The 23,308-nt window shown below is 71.8% G+C and carries 21 protein-coding genes; 14 read left to right on the forward strand and 7 right to left on the reverse strand.

Annotation, left to right across the window (positions count from 1 at the left end; all coding sequences use genetic code 11):
• Window positions 1–17 precede the first annotated feature (17 nt).
• The 4 genes from IH26_RS0134730 to IH26_RS0134745 all read left to right on the forward strand — a co-directional run bounded on the left by IH26_RS0134730 (window position 18) and on the right by IH26_RS0134745 (window position 3,832).
• The gene (locus tag IH26_RS0134730; protein ID WP_051809063.1) at window positions 18–1,769 is read left to right on the forward strand and encodes a TIGR03767 family metallophosphoesterase; all 1,752 of its coding nucleotides are present in this window, start codon (window positions 18–20) and stop codon (window positions 1,767–1,769) included.
• Window positions 1,770–1,847: 78 nt separating this feature from the next.
• Window positions 1,848–2,375: a PadR family transcriptional regulator gene (locus IH26_RS0134735; protein WP_030440497.1), complete on the forward strand. Its 528-nt coding sequence runs from the start codon at window positions 1,848–1,850 to the stop codon at window positions 2,373–2,375.
• Entirely contained in the window at window positions 2,372–3,592 is a 1,221-nt protein-coding gene (locus tag IH26_RS0134740) for a cytochrome P450 (protein WP_030440498.1), read from the forward strand. Before IH26_RS0134735 ends, IH26_RS0134740 begins: the two co-directional genes overlap by 4 nt.
• Window positions 3,593–3,634: 42 nt before the next feature.
• Window positions 3,635–3,832 (forward strand): ferredoxin, encoded by a 198-nt coding sequence (locus IH26_RS0134745; protein ID WP_030440499.1) that lies wholly within the window; start codon window positions 3,635–3,637, stop codon window positions 3,830–3,832.
• Window positions 3,833–3,842: 10 nt separating this feature from the next.
• Here the strand turns inward: IH26_RS0134745 and IH26_RS0134750 are convergent, their stop codons facing one another.
• A complete protein-coding gene (locus IH26_RS0134750; protein WP_030440500.1) occupies window positions 3,843–4,283 on the reverse strand; it encodes an SgcJ/EcaC family oxidoreductase in 441 nt (146 codons plus the stop codon).
• 97 nt (window positions 4,284–4,380) lie between these two features.
• Between IH26_RS0134750 and IH26_RS0134755 the strand changes: the two genes are divergently transcribed.
• Entirely contained in the window at window positions 4,381–4,833 is a 453-nt protein-coding gene (locus IH26_RS0134755) for a MarR family winged helix-turn-helix transcriptional regulator (protein ID WP_030440501.1), read from the forward strand.
• 160 nt (window positions 4,834–4,993) lie between these two features.
• On the opposite strand, the gene IH26_RS0134760 is transcribed toward IH26_RS0134755, so the two are convergent.
• On the reverse strand, window positions 4,994–5,260 hold the full coding sequence (locus IH26_RS0134760; RefSeq protein ID WP_030440502.1) for a helix-turn-helix domain-containing protein: 267 nt from the start codon (window positions 5,258–5,260) through the stop codon (window positions 4,994–4,996).
• 61 nt (window positions 5,261–5,321) lie between these two features.
• On the opposite strand from IH26_RS0134760, the gene map reads away from it, so the two are divergent.
• Window positions 5,322–6,110: a type I methionyl aminopeptidase gene (gene map / locus IH26_RS0134765; protein ID WP_030440503.1), complete on the forward strand. Its 789-nt coding sequence runs from the start codon at window positions 5,322–5,324 to the stop codon at window positions 6,108–6,110.
• 246 nt (window positions 6,111–6,356) lie between these two features.
• On the opposite strand, the gene IH26_RS0134770 is transcribed toward map, so the two are convergent.
• Together IH26_RS0134770 and IH26_RS0134775 are read right to left on the reverse strand one after the other, a co-directional pair.
• Window positions 6,357–7,388 carry a 2-oxoglutarate and iron-dependent oxygenase domain-containing protein gene (locus tag IH26_RS0134770; protein ID WP_030440504.1) on the reverse strand — a complete coding sequence of 344 codons (1,032 nt, stop codon included), beginning with the start codon at window positions 7,386–7,388 and terminating at the stop codon, window positions 6,357–6,359.
• Between the two features lie 117 nt (window positions 7,389–7,505).
• Complete coding sequence (locus IH26_RS0134775; RefSeq protein WP_084599316.1) at window positions 7,506–10,556, reverse strand: AfsR/SARP family transcriptional regulator; 3,051 nt, start codon at window positions 10,554–10,556, stop codon at window positions 7,506–7,508.
• A 141-nt stretch (window positions 10,557–10,697) separates the two neighbouring features.
• Here IH26_RS0134775 and IH26_RS0134780 point away from each other — a divergent pair, with 141 nt between their 5' ends.
• Complete coding sequence (locus tag IH26_RS0134780) at window positions 10,698–11,615, forward strand: hypothetical protein (RefSeq protein WP_030440506.1); 918 nt, start codon at window positions 10,698–10,700, stop codon at window positions 11,613–11,615.
• Between the two features lie 173 nt (window positions 11,616–11,788).
• On the opposite strand, the gene IH26_RS0134785 is transcribed toward IH26_RS0134780, so the two are convergent.
• Window positions 11,789–12,529 (reverse strand): esterase family protein, encoded by a 741-nt coding sequence (locus IH26_RS0134785; RefSeq protein ID WP_030440507.1) that lies wholly within the window; start codon window positions 12,527–12,529, stop codon window positions 11,789–11,791.
• A 155-nt stretch (window positions 12,530–12,684) separates the two neighbouring features.
• Between IH26_RS0134785 and adhP the strand changes: the two genes are divergently transcribed.
• The 7 genes from adhP to IH26_RS0134820 all read left to right on the forward strand — a co-directional run bounded on the left by adhP (window position 12,685) and on the right by IH26_RS0134820 (window position 19,589).
• Window positions 12,685–13,695, forward strand: a complete 1,011-nt coding sequence (gene adhP / locus IH26_RS0134790) for an alcohol dehydrogenase AdhP (RefSeq protein WP_030440508.1) — start codon at window positions 12,685–12,687, stop codon at window positions 13,693–13,695.
• 156 nt (window positions 13,696–13,851) lie between these two features.
• Window positions 13,852–14,079 (forward strand): universal stress protein, encoded by a 228-nt coding sequence (locus IH26_RS64055; protein WP_051809067.1) that lies wholly within the window; start codon window positions 13,852–13,854, stop codon window positions 14,077–14,079.
• A gap of 356 nt (window positions 14,080–14,435) precedes the next feature.
• Complete coding sequence (locus IH26_RS54365) at window positions 14,436–15,641, forward strand: PAS domain S-box protein (protein WP_051809070.1); 1,206 nt, start codon at window positions 14,436–14,438, stop codon at window positions 15,639–15,641.
• A 13-nt stretch (window positions 15,642–15,654) separates the two neighbouring features.
• Window positions 15,655–16,032: an STAS domain-containing protein gene (locus IH26_RS0134805; RefSeq protein WP_211268805.1), complete on the forward strand. Its 378-nt coding sequence runs from the start codon at window positions 15,655–15,657 to the stop codon at window positions 16,030–16,032.
• On the forward strand, window positions 16,016–16,456 hold the full coding sequence (locus tag IH26_RS0134810) for an anti-sigma regulatory factor (protein WP_157437539.1): 441 nt from the start codon (window positions 16,016–16,018) through the stop codon (window positions 16,454–16,456). Before IH26_RS0134805 ends, IH26_RS0134810 begins: the two co-directional genes overlap by 17 nt.
• Window positions 16,444–17,481 carry a SpoIIE family protein phosphatase gene (locus tag IH26_RS0134815; protein ID WP_051809072.1) on the forward strand — a complete coding sequence of 346 codons (1,038 nt, stop codon included), beginning with the start codon at window positions 16,444–16,446 and terminating at the stop codon, window positions 17,479–17,481. Before IH26_RS0134810 ends, IH26_RS0134815 begins: the two co-directional genes overlap by 13 nt.
• Before the next feature lie 62 nt (window positions 17,482–17,543).
• The gene (locus IH26_RS0134820) at window positions 17,544–19,589 is read left to right on the forward strand and encodes an ATP-binding protein (RefSeq protein ID WP_030440514.1); all 2,046 of its coding nucleotides are present in this window, start codon (window positions 17,544–17,546) and stop codon (window positions 19,587–19,589) included.
• Between the two features lie 78 nt (window positions 19,590–19,667).
• On the opposite strand, the gene mgtA is transcribed toward IH26_RS0134820, so the two are convergent.
• Together mgtA and IH26_RS0134830 are read right to left on the reverse strand one after the other, a co-directional pair.
• Window positions 19,668–22,085, reverse strand: a complete 2,418-nt coding sequence (gene mgtA / locus IH26_RS54370) for a magnesium-translocating P-type ATPase (RefSeq protein ID WP_051809074.1) — start codon at window positions 22,083–22,085, stop codon at window positions 19,668–19,670.
• Window positions 22,086–22,180: 95 nt separating this feature from the next.
• On the reverse strand, window positions 22,181–23,221 hold the full coding sequence (locus IH26_RS0134830; protein ID WP_030440515.1) for a zinc-dependent alcohol dehydrogenase family protein: 1,041 nt from the start codon (window positions 23,219–23,221) through the stop codon (window positions 22,181–22,183).
• Between the last annotated feature and the right edge of the window lie 87 nt (window positions 23,222–23,308).

Raw genomic sequence — 23,308 nt, forward strand, 5'->3', positions numbered from 1 at the left:
GTGCATAACCTGCTCGCATGTGGCTCTGGCGGTGGTTCCTGGGACTGTTCCATCACGACAAACCCGGTCCGGTGCCGTTGCCCGGGCAGAGCTCGCTGCAGCCCGCCGCCCCGGCCGGGACGACGCTCGCGCAGACGCTGCTGCTGGGGCCCGCCGGGCGCGGCGGGTACCGGCCGATCGTGCCGGGGCCGGGCGAGCCGTACCTGCGGCGCCTCGACCTCGCGCCGGGCGCCGCGCAACCGTCCGGCCCGCGTACGCCGGTCGTGTCCTTTGCGCAGTTGACCGACATCCACATCGTCGACGCGCAGTCACCCGCGCGCGTGGAATATCTCGACCGGTTCGCCGGCCCCGGGTCGCTGTTCGGCGGCTTCGACCGGATCAGCGGGGCGTACCGGCCGCAGGAGATGCTGAGCGTGCAGGTCGCCGACGCGGCCGTACGGGCGGTGAACGAGCTCGTCGGCCCGGCCTTCGGGCAGCGGCCGGCCTTCGCCGTGGTGACCGGCGACAGCTGCGACAACTGCCAGCACAACGAGCTGCGCTGGTATATCGACGTGCTGGACGGCGGCCCGGTCCGCCCCGACTCCGGCGACGTGACCAAGTGGGAGGGCGTCGCCGACCTGGTGCACTACGACGTGCACTACTGGCACCCGGACGGCACCCCGCCCGGCCAGGCCGACGACCAGGCGCGCGCCACGTGGGGCTTCCCGACCGCGCCCGGCCTGCTCGACGCCGCCCGCGCGGAGCTGCCCGCGGCCGGCCTGAAGATGCCGTGGTACGCCTGCTACGGCAACCACGACGGGCTGATCCAGGGCAACCTCCCCCGGCTGCCCGAGTCGAGCGCGCTGGCCACCGGCGACGACAAGATCGTCGAGCTGCCGAACCCGGCCGACCTCGCGAAGGTCCTCGAGGGCTTCCTCCGCGCCGACGCCACGGTTCTCCAGCACGTCGAGGGCGCGGTCGTCCGCGACATCACCCCGGATCCGGCCCGCCGCCTCGTCTCTCGCAAGGAGACGGTCCAGGAGCACTTCACCACGCACGGCGCCCCGAACGGTCACGGCTTCACCGACGCGAACCTCAAGGACGGCACCGCCTACTACGCCTTCGACGCCGGCCCGGTGCGCTGCCTGGCACTGGACACCGTCAACGGCTTCGGCGGCGCGAACGGCTCCCTCGACCGCCAGCAGTTCGCCTGGCTCGAGGCGGAGCTGAAGGCCGGCAGCCGCCGCTATCTGGACGAGGCGGGCAAGGCCGTCCGGCAGGACGTCCCCGACCGGCTCTTCGTGCTGTTCAGCCATCACACCGTGGCCACCATGGACAGCTGGTTCGGGGACGACCGGGTGCTCGGTCACACCGTACGGGATCTGCTGCTGCGCTATCCGAACGCGATCCTCTGGGTCAACGGCCACACCCACATCAACGGCGTCACCGCGCACACCCGCCCACCCGCCGCGGCGGTCCCCGGTGGCTTCTACGAGATCGCCACGGCCTCGCTGATCGACTGGCCGCAGCAGGCCCGCCTGGTCGAACTGGCCGACAACCGCGACGGCACCCTCTCGGTCTTCGCCACCGTCGTCGACACCGCCGCTCCCCCGGCCTGCACCTGGCCCACCACCGAGGTGCTCGGGCTGGCCTCGCTCTCCCGCGAACTGGCCGGCAACGACTGGCAGTCCCGCGCCCGCCCCACCCCCGGCGTCGACGGCCGGCGCGGCGCCCTCACCGACCGCAATGTGGAGCTGGTGATCCCGGCGCCGTTCCCCCTCGCGGGCTGACGCGACGCGGAACTCAGGCCCAACTTCGTCACGTTTAGTGGTTTTATGTTCACGATGCAATAGGTTACGCTGACATAGATGTGGACCGAGATCCTGCTGCTCTCGCATCTCGCCGCCGGGCCGTTGCACGGCTACGAGCTGCGAAGAGTGGTGCAGGCGTCGACCGGGCACACCTTGTCGAACAACTCCCTCTATCCCACCTTGCGGCGGTTCGTCGACGCCGGCGCGGTGATCCGCAACGCGGAGGACCGGGACACGAAGCCACCCCGGCACGTGTATGCGATCACCGCCGTCGGGCGGGAGATGTTTCACGACATGCTCGCCGACTTCCCCGAGGAACTGGCGCTGAACGATGCGGAGTTCCTGGCCAGAGTGGGCAACTTCAGCTGGCTGCGGGACGACGAACGGGCCGTCGTGCTGGACACGAGGGAGTGCGCCATCGCCGCGGAACACCTGCGCCTGAGCGCCCTCGCGGCGGGCCAGGCGGATCCGTGGAGCCGCGCGGTGCTCTACGAGATCGGCCGTCGGTTCACCCAGGAGCGGGCATGGCTGGACGAGTTGCGTTCTGCCGTGCACTCAGACACCGACCCCGGAGGAAGGTCATGACCGCTATCGAGAACGCCGCACCCCGCCTGCCGTTCGACCGTGGTAACGCACTGGAGATCGCTCCGCTGTACGCCGAGTTGCGCGGCCGGGCGCCGGTGACCCGGGTACTGACCCCGGCCGGTGATCCGGCCTGGCTGGTGACCTCGTACGAGCACGTCCGCGAGGTCTTCCGCGACAACCGTTTCGGTCGCTCGCACCCCGCTCCGGAACAGGCGTCGCGCATTTCGTATGCGGCGTTGCTGGCCGGCCCGAGCGGGAATCACGACACGGAGGAGCGCGAGCACAAGCGGATGCGCCGGGTGCTCGCCCCCGCGTTCTCCGCGCCGCGCATGCGGGCGCTGGGCGACCACATCAAGACATTGACCGACGGTTGTCTCGACGCCATGCAGGCGGCACACGACGCGCACCCCGGTGAGCCGGTGGATCTGACCGAACTGCTGGCCTTTCCGTTGCCGGTCCTGGTGATCTGCGAGCTGCTCGGGGTTCCGTTCGCCGATCGGGCGCATTTCCGCCAGCTGTCCGAACGCATCGCGCTTCTCGACGGCCGCGACGACAGCGAGCGGGCCATGCACGAGTTCATGGCCTACATGTCCGGACTGGCCGAGGCGAAACGGCACGATCCGCAGCCGGACGTCATCTCCGACCTGGTCGCCGTGCAGGCGGACGATCCGACGTTCACCAACGAGGATCTCGCCCGGCTCGCCGCGGGATTGCTGTTCGCCGGCCACGAGACGACCTCGACCCGGATCGCGCTGGGCACGCTGTTCCTGCTCAGCGACCTGCGCCGCCGCGACCGGTTCGTGGCCGACCCCGACGGGCAGGTGGACCGGACCGTCGAGGAGTTGCTGCGGCTCTCGGCCACCAGCAACACCGGCGGGCTGCTGCGCTACGCCCACCAGGACGTCGAGATCGGCGGAGTCCGCATCGGGCGCGGCGACGCCGTGCTCGTCGCCACCGACGCGGCCAACCGCGACACCTCGGTCTTCAGCGACCCGGACGAGTTCGATCCCGACCGGTCACCCAATGTCCATGTCGCCTTCGGTCACGGCGCCCACGTGTGCATCGGAGCCAACCTCGCCCGTACCGAACTGCGCACCGTGTTCCCCGCGCTGTTCCGCCGATTCCCCGCCATGCGCCTTGCCGTCGGCATCGGCGACATCGCGGTCCGCAGGAACCGACTCGCCGGCGGAGTCGAGAGCGTGCCGGTCCTGCTGTGACCCGCCCGGGCCGCCGACACCGCGAAGGGAAGGGACGATCAGATGAGGGTCACCATCGACACGGAGAAGTGTGTTTCCTCCGGCCAGTGCGCCTTGACCGCGCCGGAAGTCTTCAGCCAGCGCGAATCCGACGGCGTCGGCGTCGTCCTGGACGAAGAACCCGCGCCGGAGCACCACGACCTCGTCCGGCAGAGCGAGATGTACTGCCCGGCCGCGGCAATCCAGCTTCAGGACACCTGAGACAACTGGGCTAGCGCGGCGCGGCCGCCGGCCGGGTGGCCGGCTGGAACTTGAACGAGATGGCCTCCATCAGCGGCTTGCGCTGAGTCTTCTGCACCGCGGCGATGCGCCACTCGCCGTCGCCGTCGCGGACGACGGTGTACGTCGCGAGCTTGCCGAGCTTGGCCGACCCGCCCTTGGCGGACTCACCCCGGGTGAGGACCACGGCCGCGCCGGCGCCGTAGCGGCGCACTTCGAGGATTTCGACGAGCAGGCGCGTGCCCTTCAGGAAGCTGTCGAACAGCGCCTGATGGGCGCGGCCGATCTCGGCGCCGCCGTGATAGACGGTGCCGGCGAACGTGACGTCGGTGGCGTCCGCGGTGAAGCAGGCGCCGTAGGCGGCGCCGTCGCCGCGATTCCACGCGTCCTGGCTGCGCTCGATGACGGCGCGGATAGCGGTGTCGTCGGTCATGACATCCTCCCCGTACGGTATCTTCATTGAAGAAGCTTCTGCCTCGAAGATTTCTCTTCTCTGAGGAAGAGATTAATTTACGGAGGATGCCGTGTCAATGCCGCCGGACGCCGGCCGGATCTACCGCCGCTACCTCAGCGCCGTGCTGCTGCACGGGCAGGCCGGCGCCAAGGCCTGCGACCTGGGCGCCACCGACCTGTACGCGCTCAACATCCTCGAACTGTCCGGCGCGATGACCCCCGGCGAACTCGGCACCCGCACCGGCCTGACGACCGGCCCCACCACCCGGCTGATCGACCGCCTCGAGGCGGCCGGCTACGTCAAGCGCAGCCCCGATCCGGGCGACCGCCGCAAGGTGATCGTCGAACCGGTCGGCCGGCCGGCGGAGCTGGACCGGGTGCTGGCCCCCGCCCGGCAGAAGATCGGCGAGATCCTGGCCGGGTACTCGGCCGAGCAGCTGGAGACGTTGTTCGACTACTTCACCCGGGCCGCGCAGGCGTACCAGGACGCCGGCGAACACCTTGCCGGCGGCCGGCCCGAGGGCGAGTGAGGACCCGCGGCTCCTCGCCGCCGGGGCCCCTTGTGGTCTTGGGCCGGGCGCGCCCGGCGGCCGGAGTCGGGGCCGGTGTCGCACCCAGCGGTCCGGGCACGCCGGGACTCGTCTGTCGCTCGTACGGTCAAGGCTGCGGGAGCGGAACGCCCAGCGCGACTTACCGCCCGACGGTTTCGGGGGTGGCGGTCAGCCAGATCTCGGCCAGTTCGCCGATCGGGACGCCCAGCACCTCGCTGAGGCAGACGACGGTGCCGAAGGCGGGGGTGGGCAGGCGGCCGCCCTCGATCTTGCGCAGGGTCTCGGGCGAGATGCCGGCGGCGAGGGCGATCTCGGCCTGGCTGCGGTCGCCCCGCGCGGCCCGCAGCGCGACGCCGAGACGACGGCCGGCGGCGATCTGGTCGGGGCTCAGCGGTGGGCGGTTCACAGGGAGCAGCATAGGCCCCTTCCGGCGCAGTGGTATACCTATACCGCTGAGGAGGGGTCACATGATCGAGCTCAAGGAACCGGACGAGATCGCCCGGATGGCGGTGACCGGGCGGTTCGTCGGCGAGTTGCTGGCCGAGCTGGCCGGCCTCACCGAGGTCGGGGTCAACCTGATGGACCTCGAACACCACGCCCGCGGCCGGATCAAGGAGCGCGGCGCCGAGTCGTCCTACTGGGACTACGCGCCCTCCTTCGGCAACGGCCCGTTCCACAACGTGCTCTGCCTGTCGGTCAACGACGCGGTGCTGCACGGCCTGCCGCACAGCTACCGGCTGCGCGACGGCGACCTGCTCAGCATCGACATGGCGGTCGCGATCGACGGCTGGGTGGCGGACTCGGCGGTGTCGGTGATCGCCGGCACGCCCGACCCGGCCGACCTGAAGCTGATCGAGGCCACCGAGGTCGCGCTGGAGGCCGCGATCGAGGCGGCCCAGCCGGGCGCCCGGATGGGCGATATTTCGGCGGCGATCGGCGGGGTGGCCCGGGAGTACGGCTACCCGGTGAACCTCGAGTTCGGCGGGCACGGCGTCGGGCGCACCATGCACGAGTCGCCGCACGTGTCGAACGACGGGCGCGCGGGCCGCGGGATCCGGCTGCAGCCGGGGCTGACGGTCGCGCTGGAGCCGTGGTTCTGCGCCACCACCGATAAAATCAAGTTCGACAAGGACGGCTGGACGATCCGCTCGGCCGACGGGTCGCGGACGGCCCACTCGGAGCACACGGTCGCCATCACCGAGAAGGGCCCGCAGGTCCTCACCCGCCGCCCCGGACCGGAAGTTGGGTCGCGCTGAGCGATCCGGTCCCGCTGATTCGACCGTACGTAGCAGGATGAACTCGCGGTACGGGATGTCGTACAGGTAGCCGTGCGCCGTCAGCGGCATCTACCACGACCGGCACGGGTTCGAGGACGAGACGTTCCCCGTCCTCGAACCCGGCGGCACCCTACCGGCCGGTTCGCCGCCCAGCGGTTACCGCTCAACGGAACGAAGTCCCTTCGCGGAACCCGGCCGAGGCCGGCCCGGCGCACCTGACGGCGTTCAGTCTTCCGCCAGGGCGGTGAGCAGGGCGAGGCGGTCCTCGGCCAGGATGCGGCGGGTGGTGATCCGGTCCGGGTAGCAGCGGACGAACATGTTCGTGAAGTGCGTGCCGTAGTGGATGGTCTCGTCGTTCGCCGGGCCGAACAGCGGGCGTACCGTGCTCACGAAGCTCGGCTCGTGGAAGTAGGCCATCGCGAAGCGCTCCCGGGTGTTGAGCCGCACCTTGTGCGGCGTCGACAGCAGCAGGCCGCCGGTGAGGAACTGCAGGATGTCGCCGGGAAAGACGGTGAAGACGTCGGGAACGGGCGCCACGAAGGTCCACGGCTCCTCGTTCTCGTACATACCGGCCGAGCTCTCGCTCGCCAGCCAGTTCCGGTTGCGCTTCTCCCCCTCGACCGGCGGCCGGATGTAGAGCCCGCCCACGTCGTCCTGGGCCGCGATGACGAGCATGCCGTAATCGGTGTGTGCGCCGATGCCGCGCGCGGTCTGCTCCGACCGCGCCGGGAAACGCAGGACCCGCATGTGGTGCCAGCCGTCGGCGGTGTACCTGGTCAGCGCGTCGATGTCGGGAAGATCCAGCCCCAGCGCCACCAAGCGCAGCAGCCGTTCGCCGATCGAACCGAGCATGCCCATGAACGCCCGCATGCGCGCCCGGTAGTCGTCGTCCGGCCACGGCACCGGCCCGTGGCAGGGCCACCGCGCCTCCACCCGGGCATCGTCGAGCGGGATGTCCGGGCAGACCGTGAAGATCTCCGAGTAGTCGGCCTCTCCCGCCGTCACCTCCTCGCCCGATGCGATGTAGCCGCTGTAGGTCAGATCGCTGACGTGTTGCGCCTTCACCTCGAGCGGCGCCCGGAAGAAGCGCCAGCTCGCCGCGATCGCCGTTCGCGTCGTCTCCCGCTGCGCGGGGTCGGCCGCGACCTGGAAGATCCCGTCCGACTGCCAGGCGCGGATCAGGTCGTGCCCCAGATCTACGGTGGCCCGCGTCCTCGCGACCGACGTGGGCAGATGGAACGTTTGGAGATCAGTCATCGTACGTACTCCCTGTCCCTGGAATAGCCTGCCCTTGCTACGGCCGGTCTCGGCAACCGGTTCGCGTTTTCTTGAATCGACCAAGAAAATGGCACGCCGGCCCGGCGGGTCGTCGAGTCATCGACCGACCCGGTCGGTTGCGGCCGCCGGCGAACCCGGCAGGCTTCGCACGTGGTCCTCGTCCTCGCCGAGGAGTGCGAGCAACCGGGCCGCCCGTAGCCGCCCGGCGTCGTAGCCGATCCGCGCCGCGTCCCGCACCGCGATCCGGGCGTGTCGCGCTGCCTCCCGCGGGTCGCCGCCGGACAGGGCGGATTCGGCCAGCCCGAGCAGGGCTTCGACCTGAGTACGCGGGACGCCCGCGCTGCCCGCCAGCTCCCATGCACTGCGGTAGAGCCCCGCGGGGTCGGGAGTAACCGCCCCCAGCGCAATCCTCGCGAGCGCCTCGGTGCGCGGGTCGGCGACATCGCGCGCCAGCGCCAGCGCCGCCTCCGCGTGGCCGCCCGCGAGGCCGGTCCGGCCACGGTCCGCCTCGACCCCGGCCAGCACGATGTGGACGGCCGCGAGGCCGTCACGGTCGCCGATCGCGGTGCTGTGCCGCAGTGCCTCGGCCAGACAGGCCTCCGCCTCGGCGAGCCGCCCCAGCTCCCGGTGTGCGCGGCCGAGGCCGGTCAGGGCCAGGGCCTGGCCGTGCAGGCTGCCGGAGCGGCGGTTCAGGTCGAGCACCTGCTCGTAGCAGGCGATCGCCCGGCGATGCTGGCCCCGGTCGAGCAGGACGGCGGCGAGGTTGCCGAGGTTGTTGGCGTAGCCGGCGCGCCGGCCGGTCCGGCGGTCCACCTCCAGTGCCTCGGTCAGGCGGTCGGCGGCGGTGTCCAACTGGCCTTGGGCGTGCAGCACGATACCCAAATTGCCGAGCAGGGTGGCCTCCGCCTCGTGCCAACCGGTGGCGCGGGACAGCCGCAGCGCCTCGGCATAGTGCTCGAGGGCGGCCTCGTGGTCCGCGATGCAGCGGTGTGCGGTGCCGAGACTGAGCTCGGCGGCGGCCTCGGCGCGGGCGTCCCCGAGGCCGGTAGCCGCGACCAGCGCGGTCTCGGCCACGGCCAGCCAGTCGGCGACGTACCGCCGCAACTGAAAGTAGCCGCGCAGGCCGTCGGCGAGCCGGCAGACAACGCGGCGCAGGTCGTCGGCGTCGCTGGTGGCGCCCTCGCGGATCGCCGCCACGAGGTTGGCGCGTTCGGCGTCCAGCCAGGCGTACGCGGCGGGGTGGCCGGCGAACGCCGCCGGGTCACCCGAGGGCGGCGACATGCGCAGCATGTGCGGGTAGAGCAGGGCGCCCGCGGCGTCGACCTGCCGCAGGTACCAGTCGTAGAGGCGACGGCGGGCGGCCGCCCGGACGTGGCCCGGGTCCTGGCGGAGGCTCAGCCGGACCGCGTACGCCTGCACGAGATCGTGCCGCCGGAATCGGTCGCCGGCCGGTGCGATCAGGTGCACCGCGGCGAGCCGGCCAAGCTCCCCGGCCGTATCCGGTCCGGCCAGCGCCTCCGCGGCCGGAACGCTGACCTCTCCGCCGGGGGTCAGGCTCAGCAGGCGAAACACCCGCCGGGACGACTCCGGCAGGGCCGTGTACGAGACATCCAGCGCGGCCGCGACACCGGCCTGCGCGTCCCCGTCGACGGCGAGCGTACGCAGCGTGTCGGCGCGGAGCCGGTGCACGAGTGCCGTTATCGGCAGGTCCGGCTGCCAGAGCAAGGTGGCCGCGGCGATCCGCAGGGCCAGCGGTAGGAAGCCGCAGGCCTGTGCCAGCTCCGCCGCGCGTCCCGGCTCGGCGGTCACCCGGGCGCCGCCGAGCAACCGGCTCAGCAACTCGGTGCTGTCGGCGGGGTCGAGCGTGCCGACCGGCACCGGCCGCGCACCGTCCAGGGCGACCAGCCCGCCGAGCCGGTCCCGGCTGGTGACCAGCACGAAGCAGCCCGGCTCGCCCGGAAGGAGCGGGCGGACCTGTTCCGCGTCCCGCGCGTTGTCGAGCATGATGAGCAGGCGGCGCCCCGCCACCAGCGTCCGGTACAGCGCGGCGGCCCGGTCGAGCTGGACCGGGACCTGCTGCGGTGGCACGCCGAGGGAGCCGAGGAAGCCGGACAGCGCGTCGAGCGGGCGTACCGGCGGGCCGGGGGCGAACCCCCGCAGGTCGACGAAGAGCTGACCGTCCGGGAAGCGGTCGCGCACGCGATGTGCCCAGTGCACCGCGATGGTCGTCTTGCCGGCCCCGGCCAGGCCCGCGACGACCGCGATCGGCAGGCCCTCCTGCCCGGAGATCGTGTCCAGGAGGGTCAGTTCGGCGAGCCGGCCGGTGAACGCCACAGGCGGGGCGGGCAGTTCGGCCGGCACCATGGCGGGGGCGCGACGGACCGCCGGCGAGGACTCGGGCCACGCTCGTAGCGCCGGATCGTGCCGCAGGGCCGGATCGTGCCGAAGGATGGCGGTCTGCAAGTCGCGAAGCTCGGGTCCGGGGTCGACGCCCAGCTCGTCGCCGAGGACCTCGTGCAGCCGCTGGTAGGTCGCCAGCGCGTCGGCCTGCCGCCCGGCGCGGTACAACGCGACGATGAGGTGCCCCTGCAACCGCTCGTCGAAGGGGCGCTCCCGCGCCAGCCGCTCCAACTCGGGCAGCACCTCGGCGTGCTCACCCAACCGGATTCGCGCCTCCATCAGAAGTGCCGTGGCCCGGTCGCGGAGCTCGGCGAGCCACGCCCTGGCCTCGTCGAACCCGGTCAACCCGGCCAGCTCGGCGAGCGCCGGTCCGCGCCACAGCCCCAGGGCCGTCCGCAGCATCCCGGTCCGCCCGGCCGGGGCCGGCTCCCGGGCCGCCGCGTCGATCAACTGTTCGGCCCGCGCCACATCGGTCGGCACCGCGCACCGGTAACCGGGGGCGCGGTATTCGATGGCGTCGCGGTCGCCGAGGCACTTTCTCAGGTACGAAACGTGGCTTTGCACGGTCGCCGCCGCGGTCGGCGGCGGGGCTCCGTTCCAGACCGCGTGGATCAACAGTTCCTTGTCGACAACCGTGCCCGGGCGCAGTGCCAGCATGGCCAGAACAGCCTGGCGGCGTACGCCGGGAATCGGAGTCACGCGGTCCCCTGTGACGACGTCCACGCTGCCGAGCAGTCGCACTCGCATCCCGCCAGCATATTGACGATCACCGTGTCCAAGACCTTCCAGTACCGCCGCGTTCTAGTGCCGTTCCCGTCCCGTTCCAGGGGTCCCGAGCAGCCTGAACGCAACCGCGGCGAACCACGCCGACAACGGGAAGGCAGCCCCATGCACACCAACTGTCCGAATTCCGATACCCGCCCGCGAAAAGCTGTCCGGTTCCGCCGGCGCGCCGTTCTCGCGATCGGCGCGGCCTCGGCGCTGATGGTCGCCGCGGTCGTCCAAGCCGCCGGGATGACGCCGGCCGCCGCGACCACGATCCCGGTCGGCAGCATCAAGGTCGTCGAGGTCGCGTCGGGATTCAGCGCCGGGGCGAGCAAGACCGTCACCGCCGCCTGCCCGGCATCCAACCCCCGCGTGCTCGGCGGCGGATTCACCGTCGTCGGTACGCACATCGTCGTCACCCAACTTCAGCCGATCACCGGAACGACCGACAGCTACCGGGTGAGCGCCCAGTTCGACCAGGTCGGCACCTCAGCCACCTGGCAGCTCCTGGCCTTCGCCTACTGTTCGACCGCCGCGCCGGGATGGCAGTTGGTCACCGCCGTCACGCCCACCAACTCCGACACGTTCAAGACGGCGTCCGCCTCGTGCCCGGGCGGCAAGCAGGTGATCGGGACGGGCGGCCGCATCGACGGCGGCGCCGGCCAGGTGCAACTCGTGAGCCAGAGCCAGGGATCCTTCCCCAGCAGGATGGACGCCGGCGGCATCGAGGACGTCGACGGGTTCGCCGGCTCGTGGAGCGCGACCGCGTTCGCGATCTGCGTGACCACCAACAACTTCACCGACGTCGAGCAGGTGACCGACCAGACCGCGATCGACAACACCGTCACCAAGAAGGTCACCGTCACCTGCCCGAGCGGCTACCGCCTGGCCAGCAGTGCGATCTGGGCGGATGTGCCCGGCAACGCGATCAACCTGCAGCCCAACAACATCACCCCGACGTTCCTCACCGGGACGGCCCACAACGACACCGACACCACTTCCGCATGGGATGTGATCGTCTACGGGATCTGCGCACGATAGCCCGTCGACCGGCCGCTTGGCGTCCGCACCGGCCCGGTCCCGCCGATACGGCCGGACCGGGCCGGCCCCCGACGGGACAAACCGGTACGGGTTGCCGCCTTCGTGACCGGCCGGGTGATGCCGCTCTGGCGCACCGACCGGATGTCCCGTGCCGGACGCTCGAAGGGCCGGGGCTAACAGAAGCGCGGCAGGTGGTGAGCGAACTGGGCGCGCCAGGACGGCCAGTCGTGCGGGACGTCATAGCCCCAGAGATCCCATTCGTGGCGTACGCCGGAAGCCGCCAGCAGCTCCGCCATGCGCCGCGTCGACGCCAGGGAGCCGGTGGTGTCCTCCCACTGGCCCTGGCCGCAGACGAGCAGGATCGACAGCCGCGAACGCAGCCACTCCAGATGATCGCCGTGCAGATTCCCGACGTACGCCATCGGATTGTTGAAGTAGAGCGCGTCGCCCTGCTCGCCCCAGCCGCGCCAGGTGGCCGGGTCGTAGTTGCCGGAGAAGCAGAGCGCCAGCGGGAACAGGTCGGCCCGCTTGAAGGCGAAGTTGAGGGCGTGGAACGCGCCCAGTGAGCACCCGGCCGTGACGATCTCCGCGCCGTCGCCGGTGTCCGCCCGGATGTGCGGCACGACGGCGTCGAGGATCCAGGACTCGTACGCACCGTGGCGCCGGGCCCGCTCCTCCAGCGGAAGGTCGACGGCCGACCAGGTCCCGCCGTCGAACGAGTCGACGCAGTACAGCTTGACCCGGCCGGCGTCGATCAGGCCCTCGACCGCCGCCACCATGCCCCGGTCGGCGAACTCGGTCGCATACCCGCCCTCGGACGGGAACACCAGCACCGGCCGCCCGTAGTGCCCGTAGGCCGCCACCGTGCCGCGGATACCCGCCGGCGTGTACAGATCTGCCGTGTAGTGCCGCATGCCGAACATCGTTCCCTACTTGCCCACGCTCGCGTAGCGGGTCGACCGTCATCCCCGGATGACCTGGGGCCCGGCGGGTACGGGTCTTTCGGCCCTGATCGGCAGCGGTGTCAGCGGCAAGGCTGGGACCTGATCAGAGAGAAGGAGAAAACATCATGCGCGCTGCCGTGGTCACCAGCTTCGACCAGCCCCTCGCCATCACCGACGTGCCGGTCCCGGAACCCGGCGACGGCCAGATCCAGGTCCGCATCGAGGCGAGCGGCCTGTGCCACACCGACATCCACGCCGCCCAGGGCGACTGGCCGGTCAAGCCGAACCCGCCGTTCATCCCCGGCCACGAGGGCGTCGGCATCGTCACCAAGACCGGGCCGGGTGTCACCCTGCACGCGGTCGGCGACCGGGTCGCCGTCCCCTGGCTCGGCCACGCCTGCGGCACCTGCGACTACTGCCTCACCGGCTGGGAAACCCTGTGCGAGTCCCAGCAGAACACCGGCTACTCGGTCGACGGCGGGTTCGCCGAGTACCTCGTCGCCGACGCGAACTACGCGGTCGCCGTGCCCGCCGGCATCGACCCGGTCGAGGCCGCACCGCTGACCTGCGCCGGAGTCACCACCTACAAGGCCGTCAAGGTCGGCGGGGTCACCCCCGGCGACCGGGTCGCCATCTTCGGCATCGGCGGGCTCGGCCACCTGGCCCAGCAGTACGCGCAGATCTTCGGCGGCGAGACCGTCGCGGTCGACGTCACCGAGGAGAAGCTGGCCCTGGCCAAGCAGCTCGGCGCCGCCCACACGGTCAACGCCGCCACCACCGACCCGGTCGCCGCGATCGAGGCCCTCGGCGGCGCCGACGTCGCCGTGGTCCTGGCCGCCAGCCCGAAGGTGCTCGAGCAGGCACACGCTTCGCTGCGCCGCGGCGGCCGCCTCGTGCTGGTGTCGTTGCCCAAGGACAACGCCATGGCGCTGCCGATCTTCCAGACCGTGCTCAAGGGCATCCGGGTCATCGGCTCCATCGTCGGCACCCGCGCCGACCTCGCCGAGGTGTTCCGGCTGCACGCCGCCGGCCGTACCCGGGTCTTCCACGAGCCCCGCCCGCTGGCCGAGGTCAACCAGGCCATCGAGGACGTCCTGGCCAGCCGCGTCCCGGCCCGCCTGGTCCTGATCCCGTAAGACCTGCCGACGGCCGGATCGTCGCCGGCGTGGACGACACCGACGCCGGCACACCCGTCCTGGCCGCCGTGATCACCCACCTGGAGCAGGACGCCACCGCGCGGGAAGAGCTCGGGCGGCGCCTCGCGCCCCGCACATCGAAGACCAGGCGATGCAATGGCGTTCGGCGGCATCCACGAGAAGTATCCCAGCCTGTGTGTCCTCCACTATGTACGGGAAGGATCCGCGCGCCGGGTGCTCGCGGACCGGTCCGGAACGGCCCAACTGGTCGTGGTCGACAACCGTGGCCACGGCGGCTTCACCGGCCTGCTGCTCGGCTCGGTCGGTCTGCACCTCGTCGACCACGCCGGCTGCCCGGTGGCGGTGGTGCGGCACCGGAACTGAACGACGCCTCCGCCGGCACACGCCCGCAGCTGAGGCACGGGCCTGAGTTCCCGCCGGGCGGCTCGGGCGGGCGCTCCCGCAACCGCACCGGCGGGTCACGCACCGTCTCCTGGAATCTCCCACTCAAGGCTCTCCGCCCCGGCACCGGTGGGCTCTCATTCGATCATCCGCGGCGTCGTAGGTGTGGGCGGGCAGTACATCAGGGCGGCCACAGCGTTCGATTGCTCCGCGTCGTCAGTCAGGTCGGATTTTCGCCGGCTCTTGCCGAAAAGCGGTTGGCGGTTCAGGCCCCGTCCTAGAGTTGGGTCGAGCGATGGTTGATCTCCGCGTGTGGTGCGGGTGACGGGGGCGTTGCCGTGGCAAAGGATCAGGTGGTGGCCGTCGGGGACGAACCGGCCCACTTCCGTCAGATGATCGACAGCATCGTCGACTACGAGGTGATCCGGCTCGACGAGAAGGGCGTCATCTCGAGCTGGCATCCGGGTGCACAGTTGCTGACCCAGTACACCGCCGAGGAGGCCATCGGTAAACCGGTCACGCTGTTCTACACCGAGGAGGACATCGTCGAGGGCAAGGCCGACGCCGAGTTGCGAGCCGCGGCGGAGACCGGCCGGTACGGGACCGAGGGATGGCGGGTCCGCAAGGACGGCAGTCAGTTCTGGGCCTCGGTGGTGCTCACGCCGATCCGGGAGCCGGGTGGGACGGTAACCGGCTTCGTGAAGGTGACCGCGGACCTGACCGAGCAGCGCGAGCAGACCCTGGCGTTGCGGGCGGGACAGCAGATGCTCGACGGGATCGCGGACTACGAGGTCATCCGGCTCGACTCGGACGGCGTGGTGCGTTCCTGGAATCCGGGCGCGGTCAAGCTGACCGGGTACGTGGCGGACGAGGTGGTCGGCCGCCATGTGTCGATGTTCTACACCGAGGAGGACAAGCGCGGGGCGATGGCCGAACGGGAGATGGCCAGTGCGGCCCGCGACGGCAGCCTGGAGGTCGAGGGCTGGCGCATCCGCAAGGACGGCACCCGGTTCTGGGCGAACGTGGTGCTCAGCCCGATCCTGGACGACCAGGGCGAGGTGACGGGCTTCGTGAAGGTGGCCCGCGACCTGACCGAGCGGCGCGAGCAGGAACAACTGGTGCAGCGGCAGCGCGACGAGATCCTCGAGCTGTCCACCCCGGTGATCCAGGTGTGGGACAAGGTGCTGATCCTGCCGTTGATCGGCACGCTGGACAGCGTGCGCGCCGCCCGGTTGACCGAGAGCCTGCTGGAACGCATCGCCGCGGACCAGGCGGAGGTGGTGATCCTCGATGTGAGCGGGGTCCCGGCGATCGACAGCGGCGTGGCCCGGCATCTGCTCAAGACGGTGGAGGCCGCCCGCTTGATGGGCACGGCCAGCATATTGAGCGGGATTCGCCCGGAGATCGCCCAGTCGATGGTCCACCTGGGCATCGAGCTGGGCGGCCTGCGCAGCTGCACCAGTCTCAAGGACGCCTTGCAACTTGCCCTGCGGCTGGTCCGTGCCGGCGCGGACGCAGCCGACCTGGCCGGCCGGCATGCCTGACGTCGTCCCCATCATGCGGATGGGTCCGGACCTGCTGGTGACCCTGCAGGGCGACCTCGACGACCGGGCCGTCGAGCAGATCGAGCAGGAGGTCACCGATCAGGTGGCCCGGACATCGGCGCGGGCCGTGCTGGTCGACGTCAGCGGTCTCGCGGTGCTCGACTCGTTCGTCGCGCGGGTGCTGGCCCGCCTGGTCAGCATGGTTCGCCTGCTGGGTGCGGACGCGACCCTCGTCGGGATCAGCCCGGCGGTGGCGATCACACTGGTGGAGCTGGGGGTGTCGCTGCGGCACGTGAACACGGCGCTGAACGCCGAGCAGGGCATGGGTAGGTTGCGCCGGCTACGCGAGGGCGACGCGAGTCGATGGGCCGGCCATGACGATCGCGGTTGACCCGACGCCGAGCGGCGGCATGGTGGCGACCGTAGTGGTCATCAGCGGCGAGTCGGACCTGCTGGACGTACGGTCCGCGCTGCGGACGGCCGCCGAGCGCGCCGGGCTCCGGCTGACCGCGACCACCAAGCTGGTCACCGCGGGCAGCGAGCTCGCCCGCAACATTCTGCGCTACGCCACCGGCGGGCAGGGAACCGTGACGATCGAGGAGTGCACCACCAGGGCCGGTCGCGGGGTGCGGGCCGTGTTCGTCGATCAGGGTCCCGGGATCGCCGACCTGGACGAGGTCATGCGGGACGGCTTCAGCAGCGGAGGCAGCCTCGGCATCGGGCTGCCGGGCAGCCGCCGGCTGGTCGACGAGTTCACCATCGACTCGATGCCGGGTCGCGGTACCACGGTGGTGATCAGTCAGTGGGACCGCTGACCGACGGCGCGGTCCGGCAGCCGACTCATCAACGGTTCGTGGTCACCGGCAGCGCCGGCGTCGATGCGGTACGGCATGCGGTGGCGCGGTACGCCGACCGGCTGGGTGCCGACGCGCGGTTCGCCGCCGTGGCCGAGCAGGCCGCCGCCGAACTCGCGACGAACCTGGTACGGCACGCCGCCCCGGGCGGGTGGATCCTGGCCCGCCCGCTGCCGCCGGACAGCCTGGAAATCCTCGCGGTGGATCGCGGCCCGGGCATCCGGGACGTCGCCACGGCCGTCGCCGGCCGGACCCGCACACCGAACGGAACGGGCCGCGGCCTCGCGGCGGTCCGCCACGCCAGCACCGTCTTCGACGTGCACAGCCGCCCCGGGCGGGGCACTGTCGTCCTCACCGTCATGATGGCCGGCCACCATCCTTCCGCTGCCGAGCCGCCGCCCCGGCGCTGGGCCGGTGTCTCGGTCGGCATCGTCGAGCCCTGCGGCGACGGCTGGACCGTCCTCGAAGCGGCGGGCGCGCTCACCGTAGCGGTGGTCGACGGCCTCGGTCACGGCCCGAACGCCTCGATCGCCACCGATGTGGCCCTCGACGTCCTCGCCGGGCACCCCGACGACCTCGACACGTATCTCCGCCGCGCCAATGCCGAGATGCGGCACACCCGCGGGGCCGGGATCGCGGTCTGCCGGCTGGATCCCGGCCGTGACGAACTGCGGTGCCTCTCCGTCGGAAACGTCAGCGCCCGGCTCCTGCAGGCCGGCGGCCAGCACGGCATCACGTCCTTCAACGGCACGCTCGGCCTGCGCGAAGAGCCGCCGCGCGTGAAGATCCTGACCTATCCGTGGCCGCCCGGGGCCGCTCTGGTCCTCTGGAGCGACGGCCTGACCAGCCGCATCGACCTGACCGCCGATGCCCGGCTGCTGGCGCACGACCCGGCCGTGGCCGCCGCCGTGCTGCACCGTGACCACGCCCGCGACCGGGACGACGCCACCGTCGTGGTGGTGCTGCGAAACGGTCCGCCGCTGTGATCGGCACGCCGAATGCCACACCGCCGGGAGACGCGGACGCCGCATGGGCGAGTCTTCGCGCCATGAGCCGGGCGGCGGGCCTGGCTCCGGTGCCGGCCGCCCGGCTGGCAGCCACGGTCGCGGCGCTGCTCGCCCGGTCACCGGGGGCCACGCTCGTCCGGATCGACCGGGTCGAGGACGCCCGCGGCGCCCGGGTGGAAGCCGTCATCCGAGGACCCACCGCCGAGGGCGGCGCACCGATTCCACCAGATCTTCTCGACGCCGTCGACGCCGTCGAGGAGCGCGGCGGTCCCGGCGGCCAGACCACACGAACACTCGGCGTCGCCGTCGACAACGGCGCCGCAGCCCGGCATCCGAGCTGGGCGGCCCTGAGCGGGGCGGCCGAGGACGCGACAGACCCGTGGCGCCTGCTGGCCGTCGCGCTGAGCGTGGCCACCGCCCAGCTGGGCCGGGCCGAGATCGTGGACACCCGCACGGCGGCGCTCGGCCGGGAACTCGAGGAGACCAGCCGCGGGCTGCTGGCCCTGCACGCCGAACTCTCCGAGCACCAGGAACAACTCGAACACGCCCGCGCCGCCGCGGTGGGTGCCGGTCAAGCCAAGGCGGACTTCCTGGCGAACATGAGCCATGAGATCCGGTCGCCGATGAACGCGGTGGTCGGCTACACCGACCTCTTGCTGGAGACCGACCTCACCACCGAACAGCACCAGTACGCCCGCGCGGCCCGGGCCGCCGGCGATCACCTGCTCGGAGTCATCGACAACGTCCTCGACCTGTCCAAGATCGAGGCGGGGCGTCTCGATCTCGAAGACATCCCGTTCGACCTGTACGACTGCGTCGACGACGCCGTCGGCATCGTGGCCCTGCGCGCCGCCGAGAAGAACCTGCACCTCGCCGTGCTGTTCGCCGCCGGCACACCCACCGTCGTTCGCGGCGACCCGCTACGCCTGCGCCAGATCCTGGTGAATCTGCTCGCCAACGCGGTCAAGTTCACCGCGTGCGGCCGGATCGGCGTCGAGGTCGCCCGCTCCCCCGGCCCGCACGGCGGCCACCTGCTGAGTTTCCGGATCAGTGACACGGGCAGGGGCATCCCCGCCGAGACACTGGCCCGGATCTTCAGCCCGTACGCGCAGGCCGACGCCTCCACCGCCCGGTCGCACGGCGGCACCGGACTGGGCCTGTCGATCAGCCAGCAGCTGGCCCAGCGGATGGGCGGCGCCATCACCGTCGAGTCGAGCGTCGGCCAGGGCTCCACCTTCACCTGCACGATCGAGACCCAGGCGAGCACCGCCGGCGACGCCACGGAGGATGCCGGCCTGCTCGCCGGCACGACGGCCCTGGTAGTTCACCGCGACCCCCTGGTCGTCGAGACGATCCGCCGCCACCTCACCTCCTGGGGCGCCCGCACACTGACCGCCGCGACCGTCGATCAGGCGATCGCCGCACACCCGCGGGCCGACCTGGCGCTGATCGAGGCCGGCGAGGACGACCACACCGCGACCGAGCCGGACCGTCCGACCGACCCGCCCGGGCCTCCGCCGACCATCGCGATCACGGCGCTGGCCGCCCGGGCCGAGCAATCCGACCGGCTCTCGATCGCCACGCCGATCCGGCGCAACAGCCTCCGCGAGGCGGTCCTGACCACGGTGCGGGCGAACCGGCGGAGGCCCGGCCCACCGGACGTCGCCCGGAACCCCGGCCGGCCCGCCACGATGCTCCTCCCCGGCCGGGTGCTCTACGTCGATGACGACCCGCTGATGGTCGACCTGGTGAGCCGCATCGTCGGCAAGGAGCCGGGCTTGGTCCTCGACACCGCACCGGACGGCGCGACCGCGCTGCGCCTCGCCGTCGGCGGGAGACCGGACCTCATCCTGCTCGACCTGAACCTCACCGACACCGACGGCGACACCCTGCTGCTCGAACTGCGCGCGAACATCGAGACGAAGTCGACTCCCGTGATCATCGTCAGCGGCGACGCCGCGCCGGCGACCATCGACCGGCTCACCGCTCTCGGCGCCGCCGGGTACCTCGCCAAGCCGTTCAACGCCGCCCAGCTCCGGGAGCTCATCAAGACCCGCGGGCGGGCACCGCGCGCGTCGTCGGCGTGAGCGATCGGCCGCGGAACCTCTCTTCGCAGAGGAGGCCCCCGGCGGCATCGGGTCACCGCCTATCCGGCCACTGCCTCGTCACGCCCGCCGGCTGACGCGGTTTGGCGGCTCAACCGGCGACCCTGAGCGAGGCGACCCGGATCCTCGCCGGCGGCCCGCAGCGGCTTGCCGCCCGGTCCTGGTGCTGAACCGCGCGGCCCGGCGGCGCAGGTGGCGCTCCGGGCGGACGGGGCGGGACCGGACCGCGAGAGGCACCCGGCGGTAGAACCGCCGCTTGGCGAGTTCGACGATGACCAGATAGGCGACGACGAACAGCGCGAGGACTCCGTAGTAGGACAACGGAAGCGGCGCGAAACCGAGATATCCGGCGATCGGCGTGGCCGGCAGGATCGCTCCCACGGTGACCGTGGCGATCGCGGCCAGCGCGAGCGGGAGGCTCGGCCGGCTGCGGAAGAACGGCGTGCGGCGGGTACGGACGGCGAAGATGATCAGGGTCTGGGTGGCCAGCGACTCGACGAACCAGCCGGACCGGAACTCGGCGGTCGAGGCGTGCATGACCAGCAGCAGCACGGCGAAGGTCAGGAAGTCGAAGACCGAGCTGAGCGGGCCGAAGCCGAGCATGAAGCGCCGGATGAAGCCGATGTCCCAGTGCGACGGGCGGCGCAGTTGCTCGGCGTCGGCGTTGTCGGTCGGGATGGCGAGCTGGCTCGCGTCGTACAGCAGGTTGTTGAGCAGGATCTGCGAGGGCAGCATCGGCAGGAAACTCAGGAACACCGAGGCGCCGGCGGCCGAGAACATGTTGCCGAAGTTGCTGGACGTGCCCATCAGCACGTACTTGATGGTGTTGGTGAAGATGCGGCGGCCCTCGACGATGCCGTCGGCCAGCACGCCCAGATTCTTCTCGAGCAGGATGACGTCGGCCGCGTCCTTGGCGACGTCGCTGGCCGAGTCGACGGAGATGCCGACGTCGGCGGCGTGCAGCGCGAGCGCGTCGTTGACCCCGTCGCCCAGGAAGGCGACGTCGCCGCCGGCCCGCCGCCGCACGGCGACGATCCGGGCCTTCTGCTCGGGGCCGACCCGGGCGAAGACGGTGGTGCCGTCGATCGCCTCGGTCAGCGCGGCGTCGTCGAGCGCTTCGATGTCGGCGCCGGTCAGCGTGCCGCCCGCGGCAAGGCCGAGGTCGTGGCAGACCCGCTCGGCGACGACGGGGTTGTCGCCGGTGACGATCTTGACGGTGACGCCCAGCGCGGCGAAGCGGGTCAGCGCCTCCTTGGCGTCCGGCTTGGCGGCGTCCAGGAAGACCAGCAGCCCGAGCAGGCGCAACCCGTGCTCGTCGGCCGTGGTCAGGGCGGCCCCGTCCCGGACGGCCACGGCCACCACCCGGTTGCCCGCCGCGAACTCGTCCGCGAGCCGGGCCCGCAGCTCGTCCGGGACGTCGTCGCAAATCGGCAGGACGCTTTCCGGCGCGCCCTTGACGATCAGCGTGGATGTCCCGCCCGGGTCGCCGACCAGCGCCGACATGCGGCGGCGTTCGTGGTCGAACGGCCGGGTCGCGACCACCTGAGCCGCGCGGGCGTCCGGCTGGTCGGCGCGGCTCGCCGGTGAGCGCCACAGGGCCGCGTCGAGGGTGCCGGTGGCGCCACCGCCGGCGGTGCCGTCGCCGCAGATCAACGCGGCCCGGAACAGATCGTGGACATCGGCACCGGGGGCCGGTACGGCACGCATGAAGCTGATCTTTCCGGTAGTCAGTGTGCCGGTCTTGTCGGTGAACAGCGTGTCCACGTCGCCCAGGTCCTCGATGCAGACCAGGCGCTTGACCAGGACGCGGCGGCGGGCGAGCTGCCGTGAGCCGGCGGCGAGGCTGGTCGAGACGACGGCGGGCAGTAGCTGCGGGGTGATCCCGACGGCGATCGCCAGCGAGAACAGCAGCGCGTCCAGGATCGGCTTGTGCAGCACCACGTTGACCGTGAAGATCGCCGTGGTCAGCACGCCGGCGACCACCACCAGCAGCCGGGAGAAGCGGCGCAGGCCCTGCTGGAAGGCGGTCTGCCCGGGCCGGCCGCCGAGACCGGCCGCCACCTTGCCGAAGGCGGTGCCGAGGCCGGTGGCGACCACGACGCCACGGCCGGCGCCGGCGTGCACGACGGTTCCCATGAGGGCGCACCCGGTCAGATCGGCCAGGCCGGACGGGTGCGGCGCGGGGTCGGTCGTCTTGCCGGCGGGTTCGGACTCGCCGGTGAGGATCGACTCGTCGCACTCCAGGTCGTCGGTGGCGACCAGTCGCAGATCGGCCGGAACGATGTCGCCCAGGCGCAGCTCGACGACGTCCCGGGGACGAGCGTGGCGACGTCCACGGCGGTCGCCCGGCCGTCCCGCAGGGCGATCGCCTGGGGTGTCACCGGCCGCGGCGATCGCCGTCGCGGTGGTCACGGTGATCACGCCGAGCAGCGGCGGGAGGCCCGCGACGGCAAGGGCGATGAGCTGACGCTTGAGCATGGCGATCCTCCGTCGGGGTTCAGAGGGTGCCGAAGCCGAGGCGGGAGCCGTGCACGTGGCGGTCGTCGAAGCGGTGGTCGAGCGTGGCGCGACGATCAGCGGGACAGGACGACCTTGAGGGCGCCGGTGCGGGCGGGGTCGGCGAAGACGTCGTACGCCTGCATGAAGTCCTCGAGGCCGAAGCGGTGGGTGACCATGTGGCCGAGGTCGAGCTGGCCGGCGACGAGCATGTCGAGCAGCTTCGGCGTCGAGTAGGTGTCGACCAGGCCGGTGGTGATGGTGACGTCGCGGATCCACAGGTCTTCCAGGTGCAGCGTGGCCGGTTTGCCGTGCACGCCGACGTTGGCCAGGTGGCCGCCGGCCCGCACGAGCCGCGCGCACAATTCGAAGGTCTGCGGCGTGCCGACTGCCTCGATCACCACGTCGGCGCCGAGGCCCCCGGTCAGCGCGCGGACCGTACCCAACGCGTCCTCCGTGCCGGCCAGCACGGCGACGTCCGCGCCGAACAGCTTGGCGGCCTCCAGGCGGCTCTCCGCCTTGTCGATGACGACGATGTGGGCCGGCGAGTAGAGCCGCGCGGTCACCACGGCGGCCAGTCCGATCGGGCCCGCGCCGACGATCGCCACGGTGTCGCCGGGACGGACCTTTCCGTTCCGGACCCCGACTTCGTACGAGGTGGGCAGGATGTCCGCGAGCAGCACCGCCGCCTCGTCGGCGACCCGGTCGGGCAGGTGGTAGGTGGACAGGTCGGCGAACGGGATCCGGGCGTACTCGGCCTGCACCCCGTCGACCAGGTGGCCGAGGATCCAGCCGCCACCGCCGAGGCACTGCCCGTACGCACCCTCGCGGCAGAAGCGGCAGATGCCGCACGCGGAGATGCAGGATGCCAGCACCCGGTCGCCCGGGGCGAGCCCGGCGACGCCGCTGCCGACCTCGACGACCGTGCCGACCGCCTCGTGGCCGAGCACCCGGCCGGTACGCACCTCGGGCACGTCGCCGCCGAGGATGTGCAGGTCGGTGCCGCAGATGGTGACCGCGTCGACGCGGATGATCGCGTCGCGCGGGTCGCTGATCGTGGGGTCGGGAATCTCGGTCCAGGACCGGTGGCCGGGTCCGCCGTAGACAAGTGCCTTCATGGTGGCCTCCTTCCCTCCCACCGTCGCGCCCGCCGGGCCCGGCCAGTAGGGACCTGCGGCCCTACTCGCCGGGACCTGTGCGGGCCT

It is taken from the genome of Actinoplanes subtropicus, assembly GCF_000721705.1.
Lineage (GTDB): Bacteria > Actinomycetota > Actinomycetes > Mycobacteriales > Micromonosporaceae > Actinoplanes > Actinoplanes subtropicus.